Annotated in this window: 20 protein-coding genes; 11 read left to right on the forward strand and 9 right to left on the reverse strand. The window is 69.4% G+C overall.

Annotated elements, in window-relative coordinates:
• Positions 1 to 31 precede the first annotated feature (31 nt).
• From AAEX60_RS09170 to AAEX60_RS09180, 3 genes are all read right to left on the reverse strand, one after another.
• Complete coding sequence (locus tag AAEX60_RS09170; protein WP_342102871.1) at positions 32 to 1,060, reverse strand: hypothetical protein; 1,029 nt, start codon at positions 1,058 to 1,060, stop codon at positions 32 to 34.
• Between the two features lie 82 nt (positions 1,061 to 1,142).
• A complete protein-coding gene (locus AAEX60_RS09175; protein ID WP_342102872.1) occupies positions 1,143 to 1,493 on the reverse strand; it encodes a PadR family transcriptional regulator in 351 nt (116 codons plus the stop codon).
• 103 nt (positions 1,494 to 1,596) lie between these two features.
• On the reverse strand, positions 1,597 to 2,943 hold the full coding sequence (locus AAEX60_RS09180; RefSeq protein WP_342102873.1) for a cell division protein PerM: 1,347 nt from the start codon (positions 2,941 to 2,943) through the stop codon (positions 1,597 to 1,599).
• 115 nt (positions 2,944 to 3,058) lie between these two features.
• On the opposite strand from AAEX60_RS09180, the gene AAEX60_RS09185 reads away from it, so the two are divergent.
• On the forward strand, positions 3,059 to 4,819 hold the full coding sequence (locus tag AAEX60_RS09185) for a hypothetical protein (RefSeq protein ID WP_342102874.1): 1,761 nt from the start codon (positions 3,059 to 3,061) through the stop codon (positions 4,817 to 4,819).
• Between the two features lie 181 nt (positions 4,820 to 5,000).
• Positions 5,001 to 6,164 (forward strand): M23 family metallopeptidase, encoded by a 1,164-nt coding sequence (locus AAEX60_RS09190; RefSeq protein WP_342102875.1) that lies wholly within the window; start codon positions 5,001 to 5,003, stop codon positions 6,162 to 6,164.
• Positions 6,165 to 6,311: 147 nt separating this feature from the next.
• On the opposite strand, the gene pcrA is transcribed toward AAEX60_RS09190, so the two are convergent.
• Positions 6,312 to 8,798 (reverse strand): DNA helicase PcrA, encoded by a 2,487-nt coding sequence (gene pcrA, locus AAEX60_RS09195; protein WP_446721304.1) that lies wholly within the window; start codon positions 8,796 to 8,798, stop codon positions 6,312 to 6,314.
• A 94-nt stretch (positions 8,799 to 8,892) separates the two neighbouring features.
• On the opposite strand from pcrA, the gene AAEX60_RS09200 reads away from it, so the two are divergent.
• From AAEX60_RS09200 to AAEX60_RS09215, 4 genes are all read left to right on the forward strand, one after another.
• Complete coding sequence (locus tag AAEX60_RS09200) at positions 8,893 to 10,140, forward strand: phospholipase D-like domain-containing protein (protein WP_342102878.1); 1,248 nt, start codon at positions 8,893 to 8,895, stop codon at positions 10,138 to 10,140.
• A gap of 173 nt (positions 10,141 to 10,313) precedes the next feature.
• Positions 10,314 to 10,577 carry a GlsB/YeaQ/YmgE family stress response membrane protein gene (locus tag AAEX60_RS09205; RefSeq protein WP_342102880.1) on the forward strand — a complete coding sequence of 88 codons (264 nt, stop codon included), beginning with the start codon at positions 10,314 to 10,316 and terminating at the stop codon, positions 10,575 to 10,577.
• Positions 10,578 to 10,795: 218 nt separating this feature from the next.
• Positions 10,796 to 12,382 carry a PspC domain-containing protein gene (locus AAEX60_RS09210; RefSeq protein ID WP_342102882.1) on the forward strand — a complete coding sequence of 529 codons (1,587 nt, stop codon included), beginning with the start codon at positions 10,796 to 10,798 and terminating at the stop codon, positions 12,380 to 12,382.
• A complete protein-coding gene (locus tag AAEX60_RS09215) occupies positions 12,375 to 12,584 on the forward strand; it encodes a hypothetical protein (protein WP_342102885.1) in 210 nt (69 codons plus the stop codon). The genes AAEX60_RS09210 and AAEX60_RS09215 overlap by 8 nt, the downstream gene beginning before the upstream one ends.
• Before the next feature lie 17 nt (positions 12,585 to 12,601).
• Here AAEX60_RS09215 and AAEX60_RS09220 read toward each other — a convergent pair whose 3' ends face one another.
• On the reverse strand, positions 12,602 to 13,297 hold the full coding sequence (locus AAEX60_RS09220) for a response regulator transcription factor (protein WP_342103158.1): 696 nt from the start codon (positions 13,295 to 13,297) through the stop codon (positions 12,602 to 12,604).
• A 20-nt stretch (positions 13,298 to 13,317) separates the two neighbouring features.
• The gene (locus tag AAEX60_RS09225) at positions 13,318 to 14,757 is read right to left on the reverse strand and encodes an ATP-binding protein (RefSeq protein WP_342102887.1); all 1,440 of its coding nucleotides are present in this window, start codon (positions 14,755 to 14,757) and stop codon (positions 13,318 to 13,320) included.
• Between the two features lie 205 nt (positions 14,758 to 14,962).
• Here AAEX60_RS09225 and AAEX60_RS09230 point away from each other — a divergent pair, with 205 nt between their 5' ends.
• Positions 14,963 to 15,292 carry a PspC domain-containing protein gene (locus AAEX60_RS09230; protein ID WP_342102889.1) on the forward strand — a complete coding sequence of 110 codons (330 nt, stop codon included), beginning with the start codon at positions 14,963 to 14,965 and terminating at the stop codon, positions 15,290 to 15,292.
• Positions 15,293 to 16,004: 712 nt separating this feature from the next.
• On the opposite strand, the gene guaA is transcribed toward AAEX60_RS09230, so the two are convergent.
• Positions 16,005 to 17,558: a glutamine-hydrolyzing GMP synthase gene (gene guaA / locus AAEX60_RS09235; protein WP_342102892.1), complete on the reverse strand. Its 1,554-nt coding sequence runs from the start codon at positions 17,556 to 17,558 to the stop codon at positions 16,005 to 16,007.
• A 142-nt stretch (positions 17,559 to 17,700) separates the two neighbouring features.
• Here guaA and cysK point away from each other — a divergent pair, with 142 nt between their 5' ends.
• The 4 genes from cysK (at position 17,701) to AAEX60_RS09255 (ending at position 22,050) form a co-directional block, all read left to right on the forward strand.
• Positions 17,701 to 18,627: a cysteine synthase A gene (gene cysK / locus AAEX60_RS09240; RefSeq protein ID WP_342102893.1), complete on the forward strand. Its 927-nt coding sequence runs from the start codon at positions 17,701 to 17,703 to the stop codon at positions 18,625 to 18,627.
• 207 nt (positions 18,628 to 18,834) lie between these two features.
• Positions 18,835 to 21,087, forward strand: coding sequence for a glycoside hydrolase family 3 N-terminal domain-containing protein (locus tag AAEX60_RS09245; RefSeq protein WP_342102895.1), 2,253 nt, complete (start codon positions 18,835 to 18,837; stop codon positions 21,085 to 21,087).
• A gap of 89 nt (positions 21,088 to 21,176) precedes the next feature.
• On the forward strand, positions 21,177 to 21,749 hold the full coding sequence (locus AAEX60_RS09250) for a hypothetical protein (RefSeq protein WP_342102896.1): 573 nt from the start codon (positions 21,177 to 21,179) through the stop codon (positions 21,747 to 21,749).
• Entirely contained in the window at positions 21,736 to 22,050 is a 315-nt protein-coding gene (locus AAEX60_RS09255) for a winged helix-turn-helix domain-containing protein (protein WP_342102898.1), read from the forward strand. Before AAEX60_RS09250 ends, AAEX60_RS09255 begins: the two co-directional genes overlap by 14 nt.
• Before the next feature lie 48 nt (positions 22,051 to 22,098).
• Here the strand turns inward: AAEX60_RS09255 and AAEX60_RS09260 are convergent, their stop codons facing one another.
• Both AAEX60_RS09260 and AAEX60_RS09265 read right to left on the reverse strand, forming a co-directional pair.
• The gene (locus AAEX60_RS09260; RefSeq protein WP_342102900.1) at positions 22,099 to 22,395 is read right to left on the reverse strand and encodes a chorismate mutase; all 297 of its coding nucleotides are present in this window, start codon (positions 22,393 to 22,395) and stop codon (positions 22,099 to 22,101) included.
• A 311-nt stretch (positions 22,396 to 22,706) separates the two neighbouring features.
• Complete coding sequence (locus AAEX60_RS09265) at positions 22,707 to 23,810, reverse strand: GuaB3 family IMP dehydrogenase-related protein (RefSeq protein WP_342102902.1); 1,104 nt, start codon at positions 23,808 to 23,810, stop codon at positions 22,707 to 22,709.
• Position 23,811 lies beyond the last annotated feature (1 nt).

Genomic DNA, 23,811 nt, shown 5'->3' on the forward strand with positions numbered 1-23,811 from the left:
CTTGCCCGACCGGTCACGCTGCTGGCGCCGGTCAGCCACCAACCCGCGCGCCCCGCGCCTTCAGGTGGCGCCGCCAGTGGCGGAGGGTCACGATCCCCACCAGGGTCAGGAAGACGATGTGCCACCAGTCGGCGGAGTCGATGCTCAGGTAGGCCCACAGACCCATCATGGCCGTCCACCACAGGGCGGTTCGCCGGGTGCTGAGCACCTCGTCGCCCGGGAGTGTTCCGGCATAGCCCAACGGGTTCCCGAATTCCGCGCTGAGGGTGGCGCCCGACTCACGGGCATGCCGTCGGGCCTCCTCGATGTGCTCGGTGACCTGCTCCTCGCTCAGGTCCTGCCGTTCGCGCAGGGCGCCGCGAGCGCGGCGAACCCACTCCTCGTCGTCCACGGCGGCGGCGCCCCGGGCCCGCACCATGGCGCGATCGGATTCCGGGATGAGGCGGGCGGCGAGCCAGGCCAGGGCGAACAGGGCCACGCCCTCGGCCAGCCACCAACCCACGGGACGGTGTGGCGCTCCCTTGCCCATCACGAAGCAGAGGACCGTCGCACCGAGGGTGCCGCCCAGGACACCGGCGGCCGCGAGCCACCCCACCAGGGCAGAGCGCTTGGGCAGCAACCATTCCCGCACCGTGGCAACGGCCGCCGTCCCGAAGCCCATCAGGACGGGCGTGGCAGCGAGCCAGCCATTGAAGGGAGCGCCATCGTCGTACTTGAACCACAAGGAGACCGCGAACAGCAGGGCAATGATGCCCGCGATGCTCAGCCAGACCACCGCGAACGTGTTGGCATCGGTGGAGTCGTCGACGAAGGTCGCCCCCTGTTCGCTGAGCTCGGTCACCTGCTCCGCGGCCCAGTCGTCGGCGGAACCGAACAGGTCCTCGGCGGCCTCCTGGCTCTCGCGCACCTGTTCGCAGGCCCGGGCGAGCACCCGATCCGTCTCACTGGCCTCCACGTTGGCCATGGTCAGCCGCATCAGCGCCCGAGCGGCCCAGGTGGCATCGGTTTCCTGCCCGCGGGCAGCCTTGAACTCCTCGACCGCGTCGAATGTGCGATTCATGCTCATGCTCCTCGGATTCGGGTACGGGTACGGACGGCCTCGTGCACTCCACGGGCGTGGTGGAAGTCCTTGAGCAGGTCGATCATCGGGTCACGTCGCTGGGCTGCCCGAGCGCCTGCAAGCTCTCCGAGAGGGCCCGCCAACTGGCGAGCAACCGAGTGCGTTCCTCGCGGCCCGACGTGGTGAGGGTGTAGGCCTTGCGTCCCGGGCCGGACTCCCCCGGCAGCCAGACCGCCTCCACAAACCCGGCCTGTTCCAGTCTTGCCAGAACCGGGTAGAGCGAGCCGCCCTTCAACCTGCCGAACCCGACCTCCTCCATCCGGCTGGCGATGCCGTAGCCGTGCAGCGCGTCACCCTGCAGGGTGGACAGGATGGCGATCTCCAAGCAGGCACGCACCCAGGCGCTCGGCCAGTGCTGGTCCTTGTCACTCATGTAGCTAAGTATTGATCGTATCTAGCTACATTTCAAACGAAATGGAAGTGTGGATGGTTACCACCGTCGACGGTGGCAACCATCCACACTTTCTGGGACTGGCTCAGTTCGGGCCGGGCTCCTCGGAATCCTCCCCCGGCTGGACGGCCCCGGTGTGGTGGGCCTCGATCCGGCGCCCGGCAAGTTCCCGCCGCAGCCCGAGTGCCAGGCCGGTGACCAGCCCCGAGATTCCCATCACGGTGGGCGCCATCACGGCCAGCGGCACCAACCGGGCACCAACCCCCACCAGCCTGGTCTGGCCCAGGTCACCATTGCTCAAGGCCGCCAACAGCCAGAAGGTGAGCCCGGCCAACACCCCGGACAGGCCCCCGACCAGCGCGGTCTCGTCCAGCCGCGCCGCCCGCCGGGAACGCACGATCACCACGGCGGCGATGACACCCGCCAACACCCCGGAGAGCAGCCAGAGCAGCGCCACCTTGGGGCCGGGCCCATTGGGCCCGATCGCGCCGAAGACCGGGATGGCTGGCAGCATGCCGGTCAGGTTGTGCGCCGGGGAGACCAGGGTGCCGGAGCCGATCGAGAAGCCGGCACCCAGCGCCCAGGAGCCGCACCACAGCACCAGGTTGGGCAGCCAGGTGAGCTGCAGCACCATCAGGGAGATGCCACCCGCAGTGCCCGGGGCCAGCACATTGTGCAGTTCGGCCACCCGTCCGCGGTGTTGCAGCAGTGCGCACATCGCCACCGCCGATCCGGTGACCACCATCACGGCCAGGGCGGCGGCCACGGCGCGCGGGATGGCCCGACCCCAGGCCGGCCACCACGCCGTCGGATGCCAGTCGACTGCTCGCCCGGCGCCGATCATCCCGCTCAGGCCACCAATGACCAGACCGCCCAGCAGCGCCCGGCCGGTCTGTCCGGCGGTGTCGGTCAGGGCGGAGGCAAACAGCACGCACACCAGGTAGGCCGCCGTGAAGACCCCCGCCACCCGCACGGTGAGGGCGCGGCGCTGCCGCTGGGAGAGTTCGATCTGGGCCTCGGCGCGGGCCTGGGCCCCGGCCATGGCGGCCAGCGCGCTGCCCATCAGCAGGATCACGGCGGTCGCCCCCAGCGGGGCGATGGTGAGGGTGGTGGCACCGCCTTCCATCCCGGCCCCGTGAGCCAGCAGCCACCCGCGCACGCCCAGCAGGAGCACGCTCCACAGCCCCACGTCGGGGGCCTGGATCCAGCCCACCGAGGCCAGGGCGACCGGGGGGATGATCCCAGCCACCGCGGTGAGCACGGCGGCCAGGGCGGCCACCACCGGCCAGGGCAGCGGTGAGAGCCGCGAATGCCGTCCGCGCCGTTCGTGCTCCGGGTGCTCCCGGTCCGTCCGGGAGATCTGGGTGCGGCGACGGTTGGCCGGCGTGGAAGCCCTTCCGGCCCCGGTGCGCCGCCCGGGCAGTCCCTTCATCGCTCCACCTCTCAGCTGGTCCTCCGTTCAGAGATCGCCGCCCAGCGGTCTGGCGGGTAAACTCTGCATGAGTTTTTCTTGATGTGCCCCATCCACGAGTTCCCGGAGGAATCGCGTGACCGACGACAATACCCACCAGCCCCGGCACCCCGGGGGCGAGGACGGCCTGCCCGTCGAGCCCGGGACGTCTGCGGGCGACGTCGGTCAGCAAGGCGGCTCCGACCCTATCCCAGCCGAGCCCGGCTTCCCCGGTGACGACGCCGCCACCACGGTGATTCCTCCAGTTCCGGCCGAGGATCACAGCGCGTGGATGCGCCCCGCCGTGGGCGAGGAGCGGCGCACGTCGGAGATCGTCGGCGCCCTGGCCCCCGAGGAACCGCGGGTGGAGCCCGACGAGGAGCCGGTGGATGTCTTCGACGAGGGCGCGCCGGTCACCCCGGAGGAGGCCGAACAGGCCCAGGCCGAGGAGCACACCCCGCTGGACGGCCACCAGCACGCCGCAATCGTCGGCGCCCGCGCGGCCCTAGCCCGCACCGACGTGCCCGGCGCCAGCCTGGCGCACGCCCCGGAGCGCTATGCCGAGGACACCTTCTCCCCCACTCCCGGGCGACCGCTGGGCCTGCGCCTGCTGCCCTGGGTGGCCGGGGCCCTGGCCCTGGCGCTGCTGGCCTTCGGTCTGATGTATGCCTACACCCGCAAGCCAGTCGTGGTGATCACCCCGACGCCGACCCCGACGGTGAGCAAGCCGCCGGTGGTCACCGCCGATGACCTGCTGAGCGTCAAGGACGCGGCCACCCTGGATCCCAAGCAGAAGTGGTCGGCCCCCACCACGCTGGACAAGTTGACGCCGACGACCCTGCGCCCGGCCTGCATGAACTCCACCCAGGGCCAGCCCAACCCCACCATGACCAAGCAGCGCACACTGACCACCGAGGCCGCCTCGGCCCCCAGCATGAAGCACCAGATCGACGGCTTCGCCACCACCGCCGACGCCCGCAATGCCTACCAGGCGCGGGCCGCGCAGTTGGCGGCCTGTGACGAGGTGCCGACCTGGATCACCGGTGCCGCCAAGGTGACTGGCATCGGCGACGAGGCCGCGGCCGTCACCGTCGCCTACCAGAACCCGACGGTGGAGTACCACACGGTGCTGCTGACGCGCACCGGCACGGTGCTGCACGCCTTCGATGTGGCCCAGCCCGCGAAGCCCTTCTCCACCGCCACGCTGGCCCAGACGGCCAAGTTGGCCATCAACCGCCAGTGCGCCACCTCTGGCGGGGAATGCGCGCAGAACCCGAGTGTGAGCGCCATCCTGCCTCCGCCCAGCGGAACGCCCGGCTGGCTGATCGCCTCCGACCTGCAGCGGGTGACCCCCGGCGCCGGCCTGTGGACCGCGACGGACACCACGAACGTGACCAGCAAGGGCACCACCTGCGAGAACCTGGACCTGGCGTCGGTCCCCGGCCCCTCCCAGAAGGAGCAGCGGACCTTCCTGATGACCCAGGACAGCGCCGCCCCGCGCACCTTCGGCATCGACGAGATCGTCTACACCTTCAAGGATCCGCGCACCGCCAACGCCTTTGCGGGCCGGCTGAACAATGCCCTCACCAGCTGCGCCTCCCGGCAGAGCACCGCCAAGGTGGGCGAGTCCCTTAACTCGACCGCACCGGGTGAGGACGGCGTGAAGGTCACGGCCCGCACCCTGCTGCTCCAGCAGAGCATGGGTGGCAGTGAGACTGCGCGCTTCCGCACGGCCGTCGTGGTGGCGGGCCACCGGGTGGTCTACCTGGTGAACAATCCCAGCGCCTCCTATGACCTGGGCAAGGACAAGTTCACCCAGATTGCCGTGCGCTCCGGCCTGCGGATGACCCAGCGCTGAGCCCGCGCTGAGACGATGGTGAGAGATCTCACAGCCATCGATTGTGACGGTTTCCTGAGAAATGCTAAGGTTCATCTAGTCGCGAAACCTGCGGGAAGTCCCGCAGCTCCCTGCGACCGCAGCCGACAAAGTGCCCGGCGCGTCGTAGGATCTGAATTGTCATCACCCGTTTAGGAGAACCGTGTCCCACACCCCGTTCCGCAAGGTGCGCGCCAAGCGCGTCCTGGAGGTGTCGGAGACCCCCGACGAACTCGACTTCGACAGTGTTCTGGACACCGCCGAGGAAGACGCCGCCCCCAGCGTGCTGAAGCGCAGCCTGGCGGCCCTCGCGGTCAGCACCCTGAGCCTGTTGACGGTCGGCGGCGTGGTCGCCACTGCTTCCGCCAGCTCGGATCGGGTGGACACCTCCGCGGTCTCCACCGACAAGAACGCCAAGGACATCACGCGCGCCGTGGCCGCCCCCGACGCCCTGAGCATTGAGCAGCAGGTCCAGTCTCAGGTGGCACAGGCCAACACCGTGCAGCGCCAGAACAAGGGCACGCTGGCCGCCTTCGCCGGCCGCACCTCCATCTCCCGCACCGCGGCTCGCACCGAGCTGAGCCGGGCGGTTGCCAATGAGGACGCCACCATGCGTCAGGGCACCCTGGCCGACGTGAACGAGACGGTCACCAAGACCGCCACCGACGCCGGTGCCGACTACCGCGGCGACCAGATCGACGTCGACATGGCCAAGGTCAAGGCCGAGGCCGGCCGGATCGCCGAGGAGAAGCGCAAGGCCGAGGCGAAGCTGAAGGCCCAGGGCAAGTCCGAGGCGGAGGCCAAGAAGGCCGCCGAGGCGGAGATGAAGAAGAAGCAGGCCGAGGGCGCCAAGACCGCCCCGGCCGCCACCACTCCCGCCGCTGGCACCGTGACCGGCGGTGGCGGCTCCACCCCGATGCGCCCCGGCACCTACTCCGTCGGCGCCTCCTGGGGCCAGTACGGCTCATGGTCCCGCTGGCACACCGGGCAGGATCTGCCCGCCCCGGTCGGCACCCCGATCCTCGCCGTCGCCGACGGTGTGGCCGCCACCAACTGCGGTGGCTGCCAGGGCTGGGCCGGCGACAGCGCCCTGGTGCTGCACCACGCCAACGGCAATTCCACCCTGTACGCCCACATGAGCCAGTACACGGTTCAGCCGGGCCAGGTGGTCAAGGCCGGCACCGTGATCGGCTACGTCGGCATGAAGGGCCGTACCTTCGGCCCGCACCTGCACTTCGAGTACTACCCGTCGGGCACCACCCCCGGCGATGTCTACTCCGCCAAGAATCCTGTTACCTACCTGTTGACGCTCGGCGTCCACATGTGACCGACGGCCCTCAGCCTTCTCAGCAAGCCCCGCACCTCCGGTGCGGGGCTTGTTGCATCCCGCGGGGTTGGCCCGCTCGCATCACTGGGCGCGCCAGCCCCACAGGCGCCTGGACACAAGCCGCCCACGGATCTGAACCAGGCGGCCCTACAACTTTTCCATCGGTGCGTGCTTCAGGCTCAGGCGTTTCACCCCGGCGGAGCCGAAGTCCACGTCGGCCTTCATGGTCTCCCCGCTGCCGGTGACGCCGACCACGGTGCCCAGCCCGAAGCTGGAATGCAGCACCCGCTCCCCCGCCTCGACGGTGGTCAACCGCTTGGGCTTGACCTGGCCGGAGCCGAAGGAGGGTCCTCCGCCCAGGGTCTTGCCGGAGGAGTAGCCGCGCCCAGTTCCCTGCCGGGCCTGCGCCGTCCGGGTGGCCGACGTGGTGGCCCAGCCGGTCAGGGCGGCGCCGGTGCGGCGCCAGTCCAGCAGGTGGGCGGGAATCTCGTCGAAGAAGCGGCTGGGCGGGTTGTAGGCCGGTGAACCCCACGCGGTCCGCACCGCGGCACGGGAGAGATAGAGCCGTTTGCGGGCCCGGGTGATGCCGACGTAGGCCAACCGTCGCTCCTCCTGCAGCTCGTTGCGGTCCATCAGGGCACGCATGTGCGGGAAGACGCCGTCCTCGAATCCCGTGAGGAAGACGGTGTCGAATTCCAGCCCCTTGGCGGTGTGCAGCGTCATCAGGGTGACCACCCCGGCGCCGTCACCGTCGTCGGGGATCTGGTCGGAGTCGGCCACCAGCGCGATCCGTTCCAGGAAGGCGGGCAGGCTGTCGTCAGGCTCGGGCATCCCGGCCACCAGTTCGTCGGCCAGCTCCTCACTCTCCACGTCACTTTCGGCCAGGCCGGGGACCCCCTCGCCGAGGTCGACGGCATGCGCCGCGGCCACGAACTCGCCGGCCACCGCCACCAGCTCGACGAGATTCTCCAGCCGGGTCTCGTCCTGGGGATCGGTGGACTGTTCCAGCTCGGCCAGGTAGCCGGACTCCTTGAGGATCGAGGTGCAGATCTCGTCGGCGGGCAGGCCGTCGGCCACCATCTGCCGGTGCTTGGCCATCATCTCCGCGAAGGCCTTGATCTGCTTGAAGCTGCGGGTGGCGATCCCGGGGGCCTCGCTGGCCCGTTCCAGGGCGTCGGAGAAACTGATCCGCTCGCTGGTGGCCAGGGCTTCGATCGCGGCCTCGGCCCGGTCCCCGATCCCCCGCTTGGGCACGTTCAGGATCCGCCGCACGCTCACGTCGTCGGCCGGATTGGCGATGGCCCGCAGGTAGCTGATCGCGTCGCGGATCTCCCGACGCTCGTAGAAGCGCACCCCGCCGACCACCTTGTACGGCAACCCGACCCGGATGAAGACCTCCTCGAAGGCCCGGGACTGCGCATTGGTGCGGTAGAAGACCGCGGTGTCGCCGTAGCGGGACGTGCCGGCGTCGGCCAGCTTGTCGATCTCGGTGGCGATGAACTGGGCCTCGTCGTGCTCGGTGTCGGCGACGTAGCCGGTGATCAGGTCGCCCTCGCCCTGGTCACTCCACAGCCGCTTCTCCGGCCGGTTGGGATTGTGGCCGATCACGGCATTGGCGGCGCTGAGGATGTTCTGGGTGGAGCGGTAGTTCTGCTCCAGCAGGATGGTGGCAGCGCCGGGGAAGTCGCTCTCGAAGTCCAGGATGTTGCGGATGGTGGCGCCGCGGAAGGCGTAGATCGACTGGTCGGAGTCGCCCACCACCATCAGCTCGGGCGGGTCCATCACCGGGCTGCCATCGGTGAGCTGGACGTCGTCCAGCTCACCGCAGAGCTGGCGGATCAGCTGGTACTGGGCATGATTGGTGTCCTGGTACTCGTCGACGAGCACCTGCCGGAAGCGACGTCGGTAGCCCTCCCTGAGGTCCGGGAAGGCCTGCAGCAGGTGCACGGTGGTCATGATCAGGTCATCGAAGTCCAGGGCATTGGCAGCCACCAGCCTGCGCTGGTATTCCGCATAGGCCTCGGCATAGGGGCGCTCATTGCCCTCGCCCGCCTGCTGCAGGGCGGTCTCATGGTCCACCAGCTCGTTCTTGCAGTTGCTGACCCAGTTCATCACCGCGCGCACCGGGAAGCGCTTGGAATCCATCTCCAGTTCCCGGGTGACCAGGGTCATCAACCGCTTGGCGTCGGTGTCGTCGTAGATGGAGAAGTTCTTGTTCATCCCGAAGCGGTCGATGTCACTGCGCAGGATCCGGACGCAGGCGGAGTGGAAGGTGCTGACCCACATCAGCTTGGCCCGGTTGCCGACCAGCTCGATCACCCGGCTCTTCATCTCCGCGGCCGCCTTGTTGGTGAAGGTGATGGCCAGGATGGATCCGGGGTGCACGTCGCGTTCGGCCACCAGGTAGGCGATCCGGCGGGTGAGCACCCGGGTCTTGCCGGATCCGGCACCGGCCACCACCAGCACCGGCCCGCCGGCGTGCAGCACGGCCTGCCGCTGCGGCGGGTTCAGCCCTTCCAGGAGTTCTTCGACGTCGGGGCGCCGTGCACCTCCGGTGGGTCGCTCCGGGCGGGGGGCCGGCGGGCGGCGGGTGGGTTCGGGCTGGAAGGCGCTGAACAGGTCGGGCATCGGCAGGTCACTCATGGCAGGTACACCCTATTCGCTGCCACCGACATGGCCGCCCCGGCAGGCCGGGAGCGCCGCCAGTCCGGGTGGCTATCGTGGTGGCATGCACCGCCCCGATCTTCGTCGCCTCGCCGTCCGCGCCATGGCCACCGTGTTCACGGCGCAGGTGGGCACGGCGCTCGGGCTGACGGCCGTCGACGCGGTACAGCGGCGGCACCGACGCCCCTACCGCTTCCCCGTCGCGGACCCGACGCCGGTGACGGCCGGCAAGGACGAGGTGACCGTGTACACCTTCGGCGACGACCTGTACCGCGACATGCTGGCCGACATTGCGTCGGCCACCCGCACGATCTACTTCGAGACCTACATCTGGAAGGGTGACCAGATTGGTCACGAGTTCAAGCAGGCCCTGATCGATGCCGCGGACCGGGGGGTGAAGGTGTGCCTGGTCTATGACGAATTCGCCAACCTGGTGGTGCCGCGCAGCTTTTTCCGTTTCCCGGACAATGTGCTGGTCCAGAGCCATCCGATCATCGCCAGCCCCATTCCCACCCCGCGCAGCATCGGCCGGGACCATCGCAAGCTGCTGGTGGTTGATTCCCGGGTGGCCTACATCGGCGGCTACAACATCGGCGACACCTATGCCAACCGCTGGCGCGACACCCACGCCCGGCTGGTGGGCCCGGCCGTGGCGGAGGTGGAGAATGCCTTCGTCGACTACTGGAACCTGCGGCACGTGGGGGTCCTGAGTGCTCGTCGCGACGCGGACCATGAGCTGGTGCAGCACGGGGTGCGCTCCTGGGAGACGTCGGTGCGGGTGCACCGCAACACCCCCAAGATCTCGGTCTACCCCATTCGCAACATGTACCTGGAGGCCATCGACCGGGCGGTGGATCGGATTTGGCTGACCCAGGCCTACCTGATTCCCGACGACGACCTGACCGCCGCCCTGTTCTCCGCGGCGCGACGCGGGGTGGACGTGCGGATCATCGTTCCCGCCCAGTCCAACCATGTGGTGGCGGACTGGCTCTCCCGCGGCTTCTACGACGACCTGCTGAAGTATGGCGTGCGCCTGTTCCTCTACCAGGGCGCGATGGTGCACGCCAAGACCGCCACCATCGACGGCTACTGGTCCACCATCGGCACCGCCAATCTTGACCGGCTCAGTCTGGCCGGCAACTACGAGGTGAATGCGGAGGTCCTGGACGCCGACGTGGCGCGTCGGATGGAGGAGATCTGGGCGGTGGATGAGGCCAACTGCGTCGAGCTGACCCGCGAGGAGTGGCAGCGACGCTCCGGGGTGGCCAAGTTCACCGAGGCCCTGCTGGCGCCCTGGCGTCCGCTGTTCTGATCCGCTACAGCTGGGCCCGGCGCCGTCGATGTCTGCCAGCCGACCGCACGAAGCCGCTACTCAGCCTACCGTTGCCGCCCATGGGGCCGCACTGTTCACCCCTTGGGGTGGGTTCTTTTCGCCCGGGGTGGAATGACGCGACTTTTCAAGTCCCCTGATCTATCGTCGTAGCCATGGGATTCATTGCAACGCTCGTCCTCGGCCTCATCGCCGGTGCTCTCGCCAAGCTCGTCATGCCCGGTAAGCAGGGCGGTGGCATCATCGTCACCATGCTGCTGGGTGTTGTCGGAGCCTTCGTCGGCAGCTTCCTGGGCTCGACGCTGTTCAACAAGTCCGTCTCCTCGATCAACCTCTACGGCATCCTGATGGCTGTCGTCGGGTCGCTGATCGTCCTGGCGATCTGGGGCTTCATCCAGCGCAAGTCCAGCCACGTCTGACACCTGACCTTTCCTTCCCCAAACCACGATCCAGCAGGGCCCCGGCTTCGGCCGGGGCCCTGCTGCGTCCGCCCCCCGCCTGGCCGCTCGGGTTTCGTCATGCCGCGACGGATAGATCCGTCGCGGCATGACGAAACCCGAGCGACGAGGCGGAACCGGCGGGATCTCAGGGTCATTCCCGATGGTGCAACCGGCAATCCCGCAGCACCATGGGGCACATGGAGACTCATGCCCCGGCCCTGTACCGCAGCCGTGACGACGCGCTGCTGGCCGGGGTGTGCTTCGCGCTGGCCCAGCGGCTGCGGGTCGACCCCCTGCTGGTACGAGTCGCCGCCGTCGTCCTGGCGCTCAGCTCGGGCTTCGGGATCGCGCTCTACGCCTGGGCCTGGCTGGTGCTGCCACAGAAGGGACGCAGCCAGAGCTTTGCCCAGCAGTGGTTTCCGCCCCTCGACGGGCTGAGCCGGCAGCAGCAGCTCACCCTGGGGCTGGCCGTGAGCCTGGCCTGCACCCTGCTTTTCGGCTCGGTGGCGGCCTGGAGCGTGGCTCCCGGGATCGTGCTGCTGATCATGGTTGCCCTGGCCAGACGTCAGCGCTCCGACGCCGAACCCACCGCCCAGACCGCACCGAGCCCGGCCTTCCCGTCCGTCGCGCCCGGCTCCCAGTTCGCCCTGGCCACCCAGGCGTGGGCGGATCGGCTGGACAGTCTGGGCCACCACGCCGAGGAGCCGAACCAAGTGGTCGAGCAGAACCCGGACCTGGTGCACACCCGGACGATCCAGCAGAACCCGGACCTCACGCACACCCAGGTGATCGAGCCGGATCCGGACCTGGAGTACACCCAGGTGATCGAGCCCGCGGCCGCAGACAATGAGACCACCCGGGCGCTGGAGATCGAGCACACCGAGCGGATCGAGCACACCCAGGTGCTCAACCTGGAGCACACCGTTCCGCTCCCGCCCGAACCCGGGCAGCACGAACCCACCCGGCAGCTGCCGCCACCGAACTATCCCCCGCCGACCTTCCCGCCGCCACCGCCCGCCGCCCCCGTACCGGCACCGGCACCGGTGCTCGCCGCCACGGCCGGCGGGCCACCATTCGTCCCGACCGGTTTCCAGCCGATGGGCCCACCGGCGCACACCCAGGCCTCGCCCTACCAGCAGTGGGCCCCGCCGACGCCGACCCGCCGTCGGCCCCGCAAGTCCTTGCTGCTCGGCCTGCTGGTGCTGGCCCTGGCCGCTGGCGCCGCCCGGCTGGCGGCCCTTTCGGGCGTGATGCAACGGCTACCGGGAGCCGATCCCCGCCTGTTGCAGCACGGTGCCGCCCTGGCGGTCCTCTCCCTGGCGCTGCTGTCCTGTGCCCTGCTGCGGCTCCCTCGGCCCCGACTGGCGGTGCTGGCCGGCCTGCTGGTCTTCGCGTCGGCCGTCGCCCCACCGCTCGACCGGAGCATGGTGGAGCCTCGGGACGTCACCTGGACCTCGGTCAGCCAGCTTCCCACCAACCGGATCGAGTTGGCGGCCACCGAGGCCAGCTATGACCTGTCCGGCCTGGACCTGTCCGGCGCCTCGCCCCACACGGTGTCCATCCGGGCCACCGCGGCCGACGTGAAGCTGGTCCTCCCCCATGATGCCGACGTGCGGATCGACTACCGCCTCACGGGTGCGGACCTGGAGGTGACCCGCGGCCGGGAGACCTTCACCGCCGACGGACAGCGCACCGGCAGTTGGCCGGAGTCCCGCCCGGACAATCCCCGGCTGGTGATCGAGCTGGACCTCCGGGCGGCTGCGGCACAGGTGCGCCATGCGTGAGGCGGCCCCGACGCGACGTCGCCTGGACGCGGCCGGCCTGTGGTGGGGGCTGGTGCTCTGTCTGCTGACCGGGCTGGTGCTCTGGCGGGCCACCGGGCACCCGGTGGACCGCAAACAGCTCACCGACGCGGCACCCTTCGTGCTGATCGGCCTGGGCGTGTTGCGGCTGGTGTTGGGCGCCGTGGCCCGCCGTCGCGGCTGACCAGCAGCCGGAAGGGTTCAGACCAGCTTCCGGTCGGTGGCCCACTTGGTGAGCTGGTGCCGGTTGGAGAGCTGCAGCTTGCGCAACACGCTGGAGACGTGGGTCTCGACGGTCTTGACGCTGATGAACAGCTCCCGCGCCACCTCCTTGTAGGCGTAGCCACGGGCGATCAGTTTCAGCACCTCCCGCTCCCGGGGGCTGAGCCGGTCCAGGTCCTCGTCGACGCTGGCGACGTCGATGCTGCCGCTGAAGGCGTCCAGCACGAAGCCCGCCAGCCGGGGGGAGAAGACGGCGTCGCCGCCGGCCACCCGGTCGATCGCCTCCAGCAGTTCCTCGCTGGAGATGGACTTGGTGACATAGCCGCGAGCCCCGGCCCGGATCACGCCGATCACGTCCTCGGCGGCGTCGGACACGCTCAGGGCCAGGAACTTGATCTGCGGCAGCCGGGCGTGCACCTGCTTGACCACCTCGGCGCCGCCACCACCGGGCAGGTGGACGTCCAGCAGCACGACGTCGGGCTGGTGCTCGGCGATGCTGCGCACCGCGGTGGGCACATCCTCCCCCTCGCCGACGATGGTGATCCGGGTGGAATCTCCCAGCTCGTGACGCACCCCGGCGCGGAACATGGCGTGGTCGTCCACCAGCACCACCCGCCACGGGCCGGTACGCACCGGCTCGTTGGGCTGCGCGCCCTCGGGCTGCTGGCCAAGCATGCTCTGCTGTTCTGGCTCCATCACTGTTCCCTTTCGATCTCCATCACCAGCCGGACCTCGGTGCCCTCGCCGGGCGCCGACCGGATCCGAGCACTGCCACCGTGGCGCTCCATCCGCTCGATGATCGAGCGCTTCACACCCATCCTGTCATCACCGATGGCCGCCAGCTCGAAACCCGCCCCACGGTCCCGGACGAAGACCTCCACCAGGCCGGGCTCCACCTCGCAGTAGACGTCGATCCGCGGCGCGCCGGAGTGCTTGGCAGCATTCATCATGGCCTCGCGGGCGGCACGCACCACCGCGTCGGTGCGGCTGTCGGTGTCCACGTCGCCGACGCAGACCAGCTCGATCTCCACCCCGCGCTCGTCCTCGATCTCCGTGCAGGCCCTGGTCAGGGCGGCCTTCAGGGTGGTCTCGGCCGGTACCTCGCCGTAGAGCCAGGTGCGCAGCTCCCGCTCCTGGCGTCGGGCCAGCGAGGCGACGGCCTTGGGATCGTTGGACTGGCGCTGGATCAGGGCCAGGGTCTGCAGCACCGAGTCATGCAGGTGGGCGGCCATGTCCGCCCGCGCCTGCTCCAGAACGGCCCGTTCATGGGCGGATTGGGAGGCGCGACGCCACTTGGCAATCCACGGCGCAGCGGCAATGGTCACGCCCAACAGCATCAGCGCGGAGAATCCGAGAACGATGGGCAGTTGCGCGACGCCGATCTGACTGGCGGCCACCATGGAGACCGAAACCCCCACCAGACCCAGGCCGACCACCATCCGGACCACCTCTGCCCAGCCGCGGCCGAGCAGCAGCCGGTCCAGCCGACCGCCCTGGGCCAGCTCCTCCTTCGACGGGCGGGGGGCGTCGGCCTGCCGCCAGACGATGGTCAGGCCGACGGCAGCGAAGGCCAGCGGCCAGAAGATCGCCGACGAGGGGCCGGCACCGAAGCGCTCGGCCAGCAGGACGGTACCCCCGCCGATCAGCGCCAGGGCCCCCACGGCGGCGCCGTCGCGCTTGGCCCGGACCATGGCGCTGCCCGGGCGGCGCATGTCCTGGCGCTTGGCCGCCTCCAGGCCGGGGGCTTCCGGGTTCTGGGCAGACTCCTCCTGCTGGGAGGGCATCAGCATCCACAGCAGCCCGTAGAGGAAGACGCCGAGCATCTGCATGGAGCCCAGCACCACGAAGCCGCCGCGAACCACCAGCAGCGGCCAGCCCAGATGCTGCGCGATGCCGGTGCAGACGCCACCCAGCCAGGCCCCCTCGGACACCCGTCGAGCCCGGGGCGGCGCCAGCTCGTCGTCTGGGCGGGCCACCGTGGCGGGCAGGCCATTGGGCGCCGTCGGAACCGCCGAGGGCTGGGCGACGGGAGCCGGGGCTTCCGCTGCCAGATCGGGGTGGCCTGCGCCCGGGCGCGCCGACGGCCCGGGCGGCTGCTCGGGCAGGCTCGGCATCGGGCTCTGGGGCTGATTCATCGTGATACCAAGACTCACATGCACGCGCGTTGGGCGCCAGCCCAGAACACCCATGAGGGGCAACAGTCGGGACCCTCTCAGGGTGATGCCGGATGGCGGAAGCCCCCTTGTGGGAGAAGGATGGGAGTCACCAAGGCACCACGGGCAACCGCCCATCCCGGCCGACGGGTCACCCACCGTCGGCCACTACCAAGGAGACAAGACCATGGCCCTCATCCCGAACCTCGTCCGCCCCACCGACGACCGCGTGATCGCCGGTGTCTGCTCCGGCATCGCCCGCTACCTCAAGGTCGACACCGCCCTCGTCCGCGTCGTCGTCGCCGGCGCCGTGCTGATCGGCGGCGTCAGCCTGTGGATCTACCCGCTGCTGTGGCTGCTGATGCCCGAGGAGGGCTCCGACAAGGCCGGCGTCGACACCCTGATTGGCCAGGCCAAGGAATGGAAGGCCAGCAACGACGCCAAGCGCGCCCAGGCCCCCAGCGCCGAGCGCCCGCAGGAGGTCTTCAACCCCTACGAGGGCGACCCCCGCAACTGATCCGATACCCCCTTTCCCACGAAGTGCCCGCCCCTCCCGGGGCGGGCACTTCGTCATTGCGGGACCGGATCAGCGACCAACCCTCGGACAAGCGCTTCGTGAGCCTGTCGAAGGGCGGCCGCCTGGTTCCGTCGCGTAAGAGAGCCCACCGAACTCGGCCGCCGTTGTCACCGCACGCTGGGTGGCCGGCAGGCCTCGACAGGCTCGGCCGCCGTGGTCACCTCACGCTGCTGACCCCACCCCACGACGGTCCCCGAGCCCGACCTCACCACGGTCCCCGAGCCTGACCCCGCCACGGTCCCCGAGCTTGTCGAGGGGGCGCTGCGAGCGGTGAGGAACGAACCGTGAGCAGCCCGTCCAGACAGCGACGAAGGAGCGATGCGCCTGGCCGGAACAGTCAGGACGGGGCGAAGCGACTCACGAACTGAAAGAACCCGGCCACCCACCGAAATGGACGGCCGGGCACTCTCAGAACCCCGGCAGAGGGTGGGGGCAGCATGCCCCCCAGGCTCACTGGTGCTGCGAGCGCGAGGAACGAGCGTGAGCAGCCCGGGCAGGCAGGCGACGCAGGAGCCGGTGCGCCTGCCCGGAACCGACAAGAGCGCGAGCGCAGCGAGCACCAGGAAAGGAGAAGCCCGACCACCCACACAGTGAATGGCCGGGCACTCTCGCGACCCCGGTAGGGGGTTTGGGGGCAGCATGCCCCCAATGTTCACTCCCACTCGATGGTGCCCGGCGGCTTGCTGGTGACGTCGACGACGACGCGGTTCACCTCGCGCACCTCATTGGTGATGCGCGTGCTCATCTTCTCCAGCAGCTCATAGGGCAGCCGACCCCAGTCGGCGGTCATCGCATCCTCGCTGGTGACGGGGCGCAGCACAATCGGATGCCCGTAGGTGCGGCCGTCGCCCTGCACCCCGACGGAGCGCACGTCGGCCAGCAGCACCACGGGGAACTGCCAGATGGAGCGGTCCAGGCCGGCCTTGGTCAGCTCGTCGCGGGCGATGAAGTCGGCTTCCCGCAGGATGTCCAGCCGTTCCTTGGTGACCTCGCCGATGATCCGGATGCCCAGGCCGGGGCCGGGGAAGGGGTGCCGGTAGACCAGCTTCTCGGGCAGGCCGAGCTGCAGGCCGGCGGCGCGCACCTCGTCCTTGAACAGGGTGCGCAGCGGCTCGATGAGCTGGAACTGCATGTCGTCGGGCAGGCCGCCGACATTGTGGTGGCTCTTGATGTTGGCGGCACCCTCTCCCCCACCGGACTCGACGACGTCGGGGTACAGGGTGCCCTGCACCAGGAAGTCGATCCCGTCGGCGTCGGCGATCTCCCGGGCAGTGTCCTCGAAGACCCGGATGAACTCGTTGCCGATGGTCTTGCGCTTGGTCTCCGGGTCGGTGACGCCGGCCAGCTTGGCCAGGAAGCGCTCACTGACGTCCTTGACGACGAGCTTGGCGCCGGTGATCTCGACGAAGTCCTTCTCCACCTGGTCGGACTCGCCCTTGCGCTGCAGGCCGTGATCAACATAGACGCAGGTCAACTGGTCACCGATCGCCTTCTGCACGATGGCCGCGGCAACCATCGAGTCGACGCCGCCGGACAGGGCGCACAGCACCTTCTTGTCGCCCACCTGCTGGCGGATTCGCTCCACCTGCTCGTCGACAATGTTGTCGCTGGTCCAGTCGGGCTTGAGCCCAGCGATCTGGAAGAGGAAGCGCTCCAGCACCGCCTGCCCCTGCTCGGAGTGCAGCACCTCGGGGTGCCACTGCACGCCGGCCAGCTTGGCCTCGGTGTTCTCGAATGCGGCGACGGGGGCTCCGGCGGTGCGGGCCAGCGGGGTGAAGCCGTCGGGAGCCTGGGTGACGGAGTCGCCGTGGCTCATCCAGATGTTCATGGTGCTGGGCAGCTGGGCCAGCAGGCATCCGGGCTCGGTCACGGCGACGGAGGTGCGGCCGAACTCGCTCAGCCCGGTCTTGGCAACCGTGCCGCCCAGGGCATTGGCCATCGCCTGGAAGCCGTAGCAGATGCCGAAGGCGGGCACCCCGGCGGTGAACAGCGCGGGATCCACCTGGGGCGCGCCGTCGGCATAGACCGACTGCGGCCCACCGGACAGGATGATGGCGGCGGGCTGCCTGGCCATGATCTGTTCGACGGTGGCGGTGTGGGGCATGATTTCGGAGTACACATTGGCTTCTCGCACGCGACGGGCGATCAGCTGGGCGTACTGCGCGCCGAAGTCGATGACGACGACGAGATCGTGGGCTGCTGGCATGGGCCAAAGTCTAGGGGAAAGCCACCACCCTGCTCACCGCGCGTCGCGATACCGGCTGCGAAGCCCCCTGCTCGGTATGACCACTATCTGAAATCTTCGAGGAATCCGGAACAAATCCTCCAGCGGCTGAGTTGCAGCGAACATGAAGACCTACTCAGACGTGACCGCCGTCGTCGGCCGTACCCCCCTGGTGCAGATCAACAAGCTGGCTGGCAGCAATGCCACCGTGCTGGCCAAGCTGGAGTTCTACAACCCGGCCAATTCCGTCAAGGATCGGATCGGCGTCGCCATCATTGATGCCGCCGAGGCCTCGGGCGAACTGAAGCCCGGTGGCACCATCGTGGAGGGCACCAGTGGCAACACCGGCATCGCCCTGGCCATGGTGGGCGCCGCCCGTGGCTACCAGGTGGTGCTGTGCATGCCGGAGACCATGAGCATGGAGCGTCGCGCCCTGCTGCGCGCCTACGGCGCCGAGCTGGTGCTCACCCCGGGGGCCGACGGCATGAAGGGTGCCGTGGCCAAGGCCGAGGAGATTGCCGCCGAGCGCGGCGGCATCCTGGCCCGCCAGTTCGCCAACCAGGCCAACCGGGAGATCCACCTAAAGACCACCGGCCCCGAGGTCTGGGAGGACACCGACGGCAGCGTCGACGTCTTCGTCGCGGGCATCGGCACCGGTGGCACCGTCTCCGGCGCCGGCGAATACCTCAAGTCCCAGAAGGGCGAGGTGAAGGTGATCGCCGTCGAGCCGGCCGAGAGCCCGCTGCTGACCGAGGGGAAGGCCGGCCCGCACAAGATCCAGGGCCTGGGCGCCAACTTCGTGCCCGACATCCTGAACCGGGAGATCCTGGACGAGGTTGTGGCGGTCAAGGGCGAGGACGCCATCGAGATGGCTCGCCGCGCCGCCAAGGATGAGGGCCTGCTGGTGGGCATCTCCTCCGGCGCCGCCCTGGTGGCAGCCAAGCAGGTGGCCGAACGCGCCGACATGGCCGGCAAGACCATCGTCGTCGTGCTGCCGGACTTCGGTGAGCGCTACCTGTCCACCGTGCTCTACGCGGACCTGATGAACTGAGACACATCGACTCGCTGCGGCTCCGCCTCCGCTCGTCACCGGTGAACCGAGCTCACCGACTCACCCCGAGGGGTCGGCCACCATCATGGTGGCCGACCCCTCGTCGCGTCCGGACCAAGTTGGCGGTGCCCCCTTCTCCCCACGCCGACAACAAACTAACCTTATGGTAGGTAATGGCGCGCACGCGCCTCGAACAAGGAGCCGGACGTGAGCAACGAAGCCTTCAGGAACCCGGAGCTGCCAGTCGACGAGCGGGTGACCGACCTGCTGAGCAGGATGAGCGTGGAGCAGAAGGCCGGCCAGGTCAGCCAGTTCTTCTACTTCGGCAATCCCGAGGCCTCCGAGGCCAATGCCGACAACGACGTCCACGAGGTGGAGCAGGCCATCATCGACGGCCGGGCCGGATCCGTGCTGTTCGTGCGCGACGTCGTCACCGCCAACCGGCTGCAGAAGCTGGCCGTCGAGCAGTCGCCGTTGGGCATCCCACTGCTGTTCGGCTTCGACGTGATCCATGGCCTGCGCACCGTGATGCCGGCGCCGCTGGGCGTGGCGGCCTCCTTCTGCCCGGAGACCGCGCGTCGCGGCCAGGAGGTGGCGGCACGAGAGGCGCGCGCCATCGGCATCCACTGGACCTTCGCGCCCATGGTGGACATCGCCCGCGACCCGCGCTGGGGACGGATGTTCGAGGGCGCCGGCGAGGACCCCTACCTGGGTGGGGCGATGGCCGCGGCCCAGGTGCGCGGCTTCCAGGGCGAACTGGATGAGCAGGGCCGCCTGGACGGCTCACACATCCTGGCCGGCCCGAAGCACCTGGCCGGTTACGGCGCCGCGACGGGTGGCCGGGACTACGAGGATTCCGACATCAGCGACAACGAGCTGTGGAATGTCTACCTGCCGCCCTTCCACGCCGCCGTGAAGGCCGGCGCCGCCAACATCATGAGCGCCTACATGGACCTCAACGGGGTACCGGCGTCGGGCAACCGCTGGCTGTTGACCGAGGTGCTGCGCAACCAGATGGGCTTCGAGGGATTCGTCGTCTCCGACGCCAATGCCGTGCGCTCCCTGGCCACCCAGCACTATGCGCGTGACCTCACCGATGCCGCCGCCAAGGCTGTGCACGCCGGCCTGGACATGGAGATGACCATGACCGACCCGGCCTACTCACGCCTGCCGCAGGCCATCGCCGACGGCACCGTCACCGCGGCCGAGCTGGACCAGGCCGTCCGCCGGATCCTGACCGCCAAGTTCCGGATGGGCCTGTTCGACCAGCCCTACGCCGACGCCGACCAGACCGACGCGGTGTTGAATGCACCCGAGCACCGCGACGTGGCGCGCGAGGCCGCCCAGAAGTCCCTGGTGCTGCTCAAGAACGACGGCCTGCTGCCCCTGGATCCCTCGTCGCTGAAGAAGGTGGCGGTGATCGGGCAGCTGGCCGACAGCCGCCGCGACACCCTGGGCCCGTGGATCTTCGACTTCGACCTGGCGGAGACGGTCACCGTCCTGGAGGGCCTGCGGCAGCGGTTGGGTGAGGGCGTCACCGTCGAGCACGCCCCCGGCGCCTGCATCCCGGACCGCCTCTTCCCGTCGATGTTCGACGACATGGAGGCCGAGCCCGCCGTCACCGGCGAGGGCTATGACGACGATGCCGCCATCGAGCGGGCCGTCGAGCTGGCCCGTGGTGCTGATGTGGCCATCGTCGTGGCCGGACAGCGGCAGAACCAGACCGGCGAGCGCGCCTCGGTGAGCAGCCTGGACCTGCCCGGACGCCAGCTGGAGCAGTTGCAGCGGCTGGCCGAGACCGGCACCCCAGTGGTGCTCGTGCTGATGTCCGCCCGCCCGTTGGACCTGCGCTGGCCCGACGAACACCTCCCGGCCATCCTGCAGGCCTGGTACCCCGGCTGCCGCGGTGGCGAGGCGGTGGCCGCGGCGCTGATGGGCGACCTCTCCCCCGCCGGCCGCCTGCCCTTCACCTGGGTGCGGACCGTCGGGCAGGTGCCGATGACGCTCTCCCACTACACGACCTTCCAGCCCGAGTACGCCCATGAGCGCTACTGGGATGAATCGTCGACACCGCTCTACCCCTTCGGCCACGGCCTGTCCTACGGCAGCTTCGAGTACTCGGACCTGCGGGTGGAGCCCTCCCAGCTGGGCGTGGGTGAGACCGCGACCGTGACGGTGACGCTCACCAACACCTCCCAGCGGGAGGCCGACGAGGTGGCCCAGCTCTACCTGCACCAGCGCTACGGGTCCGCCTCGCGGCCGGCGCGCGAGCTCAAGGGCTTCCAGCGAGTGACCCTGGGCGCCGGCGAGAGCCGTGAGTTGGTCTTCGAGCTCGGCCCCGACGAGCTGCGCTACTGGAATGCCGCCGCCCGCGACTGGGTACAGGAGTCCAGCACCTTCGACGTCTGGGTGGGCGGTTCCTCGACCGCAGACCTGGCGACGAGCTTCGAGGTCCGCTAGTTCCTGAAGACCCTCTGGTTTGCGTTGCAAACTCGTTTGTCCTCCATTGGGTTTGTAGTACAAACCAGTTTGCGAACACGGAGGCTGCCATGAGCACGACGTCGAACACCACCGACGACCTGCAACGCAGGATCGCGGTCAGCAAGGACTACGACATGTTGCAGGGCCTGATCACGGTGGGCACGGGCATCTCGATCCTGCTGACCGCCGTCACCCGCAATTTCATGTGGATGGGGGTGGGCAGCTGCCTCAGTGTGGCCATCGGCCTGCCCTGGTACGAGAAGCGCTATGGCAAGGCTCGCTCCAGGCGCAGCCGCAGCGCCGTGACGATCCTCTTCAGCATCCTCGCCATCCTCGCGGTGGTCATCGCGAGCGGCGTCGACCAGTGGAAGCCGGGCCCCCTGCTGTGGACCCCACTGGTGGCGGGTCCGCTGATGCTGGCCGGTGAGTGGGCGGGGCTGCGGAACACCGGGCTCACCATCTGGCACTGGATCAGCTGCATCGCCCTCACCCTGTGTGCCTTCATCCCGCTCACCGGATACCAGCCGTCCTTCTGGTTCTCCATGGGGACAGTGGCGCCCGCCTTGATCGTGATTGGCCTGGTGGACCACCAGCGGCTGGTCAGTGCCCTGGGACCGGGGGCCGTCGATGAGCAGCGGTGAGGCGACGACGCCGGACCTGGCCGTCGACAAGCTCGTCCATGAGCCCGCCCGGCTGGGGATCCTGAGCGTCCTGGAGGGGCAGAAGGAGGCCGACTTCCAGTTCCTGCAGACCGTCCTGGGCCTGACCAAGGGCAACCTGTCCAGTCACCTGTCCAAGCTGGAGGCGGCGGGCCTGATCCGGGTGACGAAGGTCTTCCAGGGAAAGATCCCCCGCACCATGCAGGAGATCACCCCCGCCGGACGCGCCGCGCTGAAGCGTCATTGGGAACAGATGGACGCCATCCGAGATCTTGGGCGGTGAGTTCGGGCGGGCAGTCGCAGGATGCCGGCGGGGATCCTCCGGAATGGCTCAGGCGTGGTCCTTGGCGATCTGTTCGTGGTGGCGGACCACCTCGGTGACGATGAAGGTGAGGAACTTCTCCGCGAACTCCGGGTCCAGCTGTGCGTCCTCGGCCAGGGCGCGCAACCGCTCGATCTGGCGCTTCTCCCGGTCCGGGTCGGCGGGGGGCAGCCCCTTGGTGGCCTTCAACACCCCCACCCGCTGCGTCACCTTGAAGCGTTCGGCCAGCAGGTGCACCAGGGCGGCATCAAGATTGTCGATGCTGCCACGCAGCTGGAGCAGTTCGGGATCGGTCGCCTCGCTCATGTCGCCAGCCTACGGGCGCCCGCCGAGCCCGCGCACCCCGCCCACAACGTGAGGCGAGGCCGCCTCGACAGGACCCGTCACCGTGGTGGGCGACGGGCGACGGGGTCGCGGAGCGGCCCCCGAGCCCGTCGCAGAAGCCCACGCCACAACGAAACGCGGGCAGGAACCGCGGTGGCGGAGGGCTCGGCAGCCCGTCGCGGCGCTGAGATGGATGAAAAGCAACTCGGCACCTAGCCGCGACGAAGAGCAGGACCGGCCCCGGGGAACGCCGCGACGGGCTGTTGACCCGGAGCCACCGAACCTGGCACGTGCTACCGGATGACCAGCTCGATCCGCTGGAACTCCTTCACCTCGGTGTAGCCACAGGATGCCATCGCCCGGCGCAGGGCTCCGACCAGGTTCATCGTGCCGTCGGGGATGTGCGACGGGCCAACGACGACCTCCTCGAAGGAGCCGACGGTGTCGAAGTGCACCCGCTCGCCGCGGGGCAGGCTCTCGTGCCATGCCTCCGCGCCCCAGTGCCACCCCTTGCCAGGGGCCTCGGCGGCGCGGGCCAGCGGGGCGCCGACCATCACCGCGTCGGCACCGCAGGCGATGGCCTTGGCGATGTCGCCGGAGCGGCCCACCGAGCCGTCGGCAATCAGGTTCACATAGCGGCCGCCCGACTCGTCCAGGTAGTCCCGACGAGCCTCGGCGACGTCGGCGATGGCCGAGGCCATCGGCACCTCGATGCCCAGCACGTCGCGGGTGGTGTGCGCGGCGCCGCCGCCGAAACCGACCAGCACGCCCGCCGCCCCAGCCCGCATCAGGTGCAGGGCCGCCTGGTAGGTGGCGCACCCGCCGACGATCACGGGCACCTCGAGCTTGCGGATGAACTCCTTGAGGTTGAGCGGCTCGTCGACATTGGAGACGTGCTCGGCGGAGACCGTAGTGCCGCGGATCACGAAGAAGTCCACCCCGGCCTGCTCCACCACGGAGGCGAATTCGCGGGTGTTCTGCGGGCTGAGCGAGCCGGCCACCGGCACCCCGGCCTCGCGGATCTGCTGCATCCGCTGGGTGATCAGCTCCGCCTTGATCGGCTCGGCGTAGACCTGCTGCATGAAGCGGGTGGCCTGGTAGCGGTCCTCGATGGCGGCCAGCTCATCGAAGAGCGGCTCCGGATCCTCATACCGGGTCCACAGGCCCTCCAGGTTGAGCACGCCCAGACCACCGAGCTTGCCCATCTGGATCACGGTCTCGGGGCTCATCACCGAGTCCATCGGCGCCCCGATGATCGGGAAGTCGAAGGTGACGGCGTCGATCTTCCAGGTCAGGTTGACCATGTCCATCCCGCGGGTGCGCCGGGTGGGCACCATCGAGATGTCGTCGAGGGCGAAGGCCTTGGTGGCGCGCTTGCTGCGTCCGATGTCGTACATG

The organism is Luteococcus sp. H101 (assembly GCF_038433155.1).
In the GTDB taxonomy this organism is placed as follows: Bacteria; Actinomycetota; Actinomycetes; order Propionibacteriales; family Propionibacteriaceae; genus Luteococcus.